The 4,555-nt window shown below is 49.4% G+C and carries 1 protein-coding gene, 3 tRNA genes and 1 pseudogene; all 5 read right to left on the bottom strand.

The window, feature by feature from the left end:
* Positions 1-226: 226 nt before the first annotated feature.
* Positions 227-301: transfer RNA gene (locus K2G43_RS12650), tRNA-Val, on the bottom strand.
* Positions 302-332: 31 nt separating this feature from the next.
* Positions 333-407, bottom strand: a tRNA-Val gene (locus K2G43_RS12645).
* 31 nt (positions 408-438) lie between these two features.
* Positions 439-513, bottom strand: a tRNA-Val gene (locus tag K2G43_RS12640).
* Between the two features lie 194 nt (positions 514-707).
* Entirely contained in the window at positions 708-3,935 is a 3,228-nt protein-coding gene (gene carB, locus K2G43_RS12635; protein ID WP_297645292.1) for a carbamoyl-phosphate synthase (glutamine-hydrolyzing) large subunit, read from the bottom strand.
* Between the two features lie 265 nt (positions 3,936-4,200).
* Positions 4,201-4,368: pseudogene (locus K2G43_RS12630) on the bottom strand (group II intron maturase-specific domain-containing protein); the annotation flags it as partial.
* Positions 4,369-4,555 lie beyond the last annotated feature (187 nt).

The following is a 4,555-nucleotide window of genomic DNA, read 5'->3' as shown; positions in this document are numbered from 1 at the left end:
CGTTTCCATTGCAGTTCTTTTTACTTCTGCAAAGGTAAAAATTTCATCTCACATACACAGGTTTATTACCATGCGCCGAAATATCCGCTGACCCGGAAATATCCGCTGACCCGATTTATGCATACCCCCAATGATTATCGGGTGAGCCCGTATATCCTGTTCCATAGCATAACTATTAAAAAAGGTCTCACAATTTCTTGCAAGACCTTTCAACTATCTACTTATGTGGGCGTTGACGGATTCGAACCGCCGACCCTCTGCTTGTAAGGCAGATGCTCTGAACCAGCTGAGCTAAACGCCCTTTTGATAAACGAAAGTGCTTGATTTTAGTGTGGGCGTTGACGGATTCGAACCGCCGACCCTCTGCTTGTAAGGCAGATGCTCTGAACCAGCTGAGCTAAACGCCCTTTTGATAAACGAAAGTGCTTGATTTTAGTGTGGGCGTTGACGGATTCGAACCGCCGACCCTCTGCTTGTAAGGCAGATGCTCTGAACCAGCTGAGCTAAACGCCCGTGCACTTCCGTTTCAAAAGCGGTGCAAAGATACGGCTTATTTTAAAACTACCAAAACTTTTGTGCATTATTTTCGGACCATCATTCATTTTTTAGCAAAAAACCGAGTAATTTTCCGTAAAAAAGCAAAACCGACAGCCCTTACTTAATGTTATAGGCTATCGGTTTCACTCTTTTATTGGAACAGATGATTCTTATTGATATTCCTGCCAACTCTTAATCTGGATATCCTCCAGCTTCATATCGCAGAACGCTTCAATGAAAGCGCTTGCCAGACGAGCGTTTGTAATCAACGGAATGTTGTGGTCAATGGCACCACGGCGAATCTTATAACCGTTGGTCAACTCACGCTTCGAATGGTTCTTCGGAATGTTGACAATCAGGTCGAAGGCGTGGTCAGCAATCATCTTCATCACATTGTTCTCCGCATCAGGGCGTTCATCCGGCCAAAAGACAGCCGTTGTAGCCACACCGTGTGCATTGAGGAAGGCCGCCGTACCTGCTGTCGCAAAAATCTTATATCCTTTGGCATAGAGCATACGACTAGCATCCAGCAAATCGACCTTCGACTTCATGGCACCAGAAGAGAACATCACGCCCTTTTCGGGACGGGGAATTCTGAAGCCAGTGGCAATCATGGCATTCAGCAGAGCTTCGGAGAAGTCATCACCGATACAGCCTACCTCGCCGGTAGATGACATATCCACACCCAGCACCGGATCTGCCTTGTGCAGGCGCGAGAAGGAGAACTGAGAAGCCTTCACACCGATACGGTCAATGTCGAACGCTGACTTGTCGGGCTGCGTGTAGGGAGCATCGAGCATGATGCGGGTAGCGGTCTCGATGAAGTTGCGCTTCAGCACCTTGCTGACAAACGGGAAGCTACGTGAGGCGCGGAGGTTACACTCTATCACCTTTACTTCGTTGTTGCGTGCCAGAAATTGGATGTTGAACGGACCAGAGATGTTGAGTTCCTTCGCAATCTGGCGGCTGATTTTCTTGATGCGACGTGCCGTAGCGAAGTAAATCTTCTGTGCTGGGAACACCAGTGTAGCGTCACCGGAGTGTACACCGGCAAACTCCACGTGCTCGGAGATAGCATATTCTACCACCTCACCGTTCTGTGCCACGGCATCGAACTCTATCTCTTTGGTGTTCTGCAAGAATTGAGACACGACAACCGGATATTCCTTCGACACTTCGGCAGCCATCTTCAGGAAGTTTTCCAGCTCCTCTTCATCGTAGCAGACGTTCATCGCCGCACCGGAGAGCACGTAAGAGGGGCGAACCAACACCGGATAGCCCACTTTCTCCACGAAACCCTTCACATCGTCTAAGCTGGTGAGTTCCTGCCAAGCGGGTTGGTCAATGCCCAGTTGGTCGAGCATAGCGGAGAACTTGTTACGGTTCTCAGCACGGTCAATGGAGATGGGCGAAGTGCCCAGCACAGGAACGGACTGGCGATGCAGCTTCATGGCAAGGTTGTTCGGAATCTGTCCGCCCACGGAAACAATCACGCCGCGCGGCTGCTCCAGGTCGATGACATCGAGCACACGCTCGAAGGAGAGCTCATCGAAGTAGAGGCGGTCGCACATGTCATAGTCCGTAGAGACGGTTTCGGGATTGTAGTTAATCATGATGGACTTGTAGCCCAGTTTGCGTGCGGTCTGCACGGCATTCACCGAACACCAGTCGAACTCTACGGACGAACCGATGCGGTAAGCACCGGAACCCAGCACCACAACCGACTTTTCGTTCTTGTAGTAGTTCACGTCGTAGCCCTGAACGGCATACGTCATATAGAGGTAGTTCGTCAATTCGGGATGTTCGGAAGCTACCGTGTTGATACGCTTCACGGCGGGCAGGATCCCCAGTTCCTTACGGCGGGCACGCACAATCAGGTTCTCCTTTTCCATATTTCCCTTCGGACTGAGCACGAAGCGGGCAATCTGGAAGTCAGAGAAGCCGAGCACTTTCGCTTCGCGCAACACATCGGCGGGAATATCTTCCACCTTATTATATTGGGAAAGTTTCGCTTTGTAGTCCACGATGTTCTTCAGCTTGCCAAGAAACCATGGGTCAATCTTGGTCAGTTCGAAGATGCGGTCGATGGTGTAGCCCTTCTCCAGCGCCTGAGCAATAGCAAAGATGCGCAAGTCGGTGGGATGAGAGAGTTCGTGGTCCAAATCATCGAACTCCAGACCTTCGTTGCCCACAAATCCGTGCATGCCCTGCCCTATCATACGCAAACCCTTCTGAATAATCTCCTCGAAACTGCGACCGATGGACATGATTTCACCCACGGACTTCATGCTAGAACCGATTTCACGGCTGACACCTACGAACTTCGTCAAATCCCAACGCGGGATCTTACAAATCAAGTAATCGAGCTGCGGAGCCTCGTATGCCGAATTGGGCGTTCCCATCTCGCCGATTTGATCAAGCGTATAGCCTAATGCTATCTTGGCGGCAACGAAAGCCAGCGGATAGCCCGTAGCCTTAGAAGCCAATGCGGAAGAGCGGGACAGACGGGCGTTCACCTCGATGACGCGGTAGTCGTTGGTCTCGGCATTGAACGCATACTGGATGTTGCACTCGCCCACGATGCCTAAGTGACGTATACACTTGGTGGAGAGTTGCTGCAACATCTTCACCTGCTCATCGGTAAGTGAGCAAGTGGGAGCCACCACAATGGACTCACCCGTATGAATGCCCAGCGGATCGAAGTTCTCCATGCTTGCCACCGTAAAACAATGGTCGTTAGCATCGCGAATCACTTCAAACTCAATTTCCTTCCAGCCTTTCAGCGACTCTTCTACCAGAATCTGTTTGGAGAAAGTGAAAGAGCTTTCGGCCAACTTGACGAAGGTCTCCTCGTCAGAACAGATACCGCTTCCCAATCCGCCTAAAGCGTATGCCGAGCGCACCATCACCGGATAACCTATTTCGCGGGCAGCCGCCAATGCCTCCTCCATACTCTCCACAGCGTGACTCTTCGGGGTCTTCATCGGAATCTCATCCAGCTTCTTTACAAAAAGGTCACGGTCTTCGGTGTACATAATCGCCTCAACTGAAGTACCCAGCACATGGACACCGTATTGTTCCAGGATGCCTTTCTGATAAAGTTCCGTACCGCAGTTCAGCGCTGTCTGTCCACCAAATGCCAACAAAATACCGTCAGGACGTTCTTTCTTAATGATTTCCTCCACAAAATAGGGAGTCACTGGCAAGAAATAGACTTTATCGGCAATACCTTCCGATGTCTGAATGGTAGCCACATTCGGATTTACCAATACCGAACTGATACCCTCTTCACGCAAAGCCTTCAACGCCTGCGAACCGGAATAATCAAACTCTCCGGCCTGACCAATCTTGAGCGCGCCTGAGCCCAAGACAAGCACTTTCTTCAAATTCTTTTCCATATTTTCTTTTGTTGTCTTATTATATTTCTTCTTTCAGGTTCAGATACAAAAAAAATGCGTCATCCTGCAAAGGAATAACGCATTACCGAAGAACTAAAAATATTGTTTTCGGAAAAAGAGAAGCCAACAATCCCCGAATGGAATTCATTCGGACGAAGGTTACATATACTACTTCTCATTTCCTGCGGCTGCATAATTATCTTTTAAATTTTTGCAAAGAAACGACTTATTTATGACATGAGCAAATGAAACAAGGCTTTTTTCACACCTTCCATATACCCATGCGTTTCAATCGCTTTAACCATTCGTCTGGTTCAAGGCAAAGACGTTTCATATTCACAAGATAATAGTATCCCACCCATCCCTCAATGTAATCTTTCAGCCTCTGTTTCCTCTTCTCATATCCCCTTTGTCCCCGACTCGTCAGCGATTTGGCTCCCTAAAAGAGGCTTTCGCCCCGACTTCCCCGAAATTCACAATCCGATTCAGTCCGGCATAATTGCAAGGGCCTCCGCTCCCGCAATCCCCCATGCCAAAACGGAAGAAGCCCCCGTACCATCGGCACGGGGGCTTCTACTGAAAAAAACGGCGGCTACCTACTCTCCCACTGTTACGCAGTA

The sequence above is a fragment of the Bacteroides sp. genome, assembly GCF_029057325.1.
Classification (GTDB): domain Bacteria; phylum Bacteroidota; class Bacteroidia; order Bacteroidales; family Bacteroidaceae; genus Bacteroides.
The sequence above is the reverse complement of the archived record's forward strand: the minus strand, read 5'-3'. Positions and strand labels throughout refer to the sequence as shown.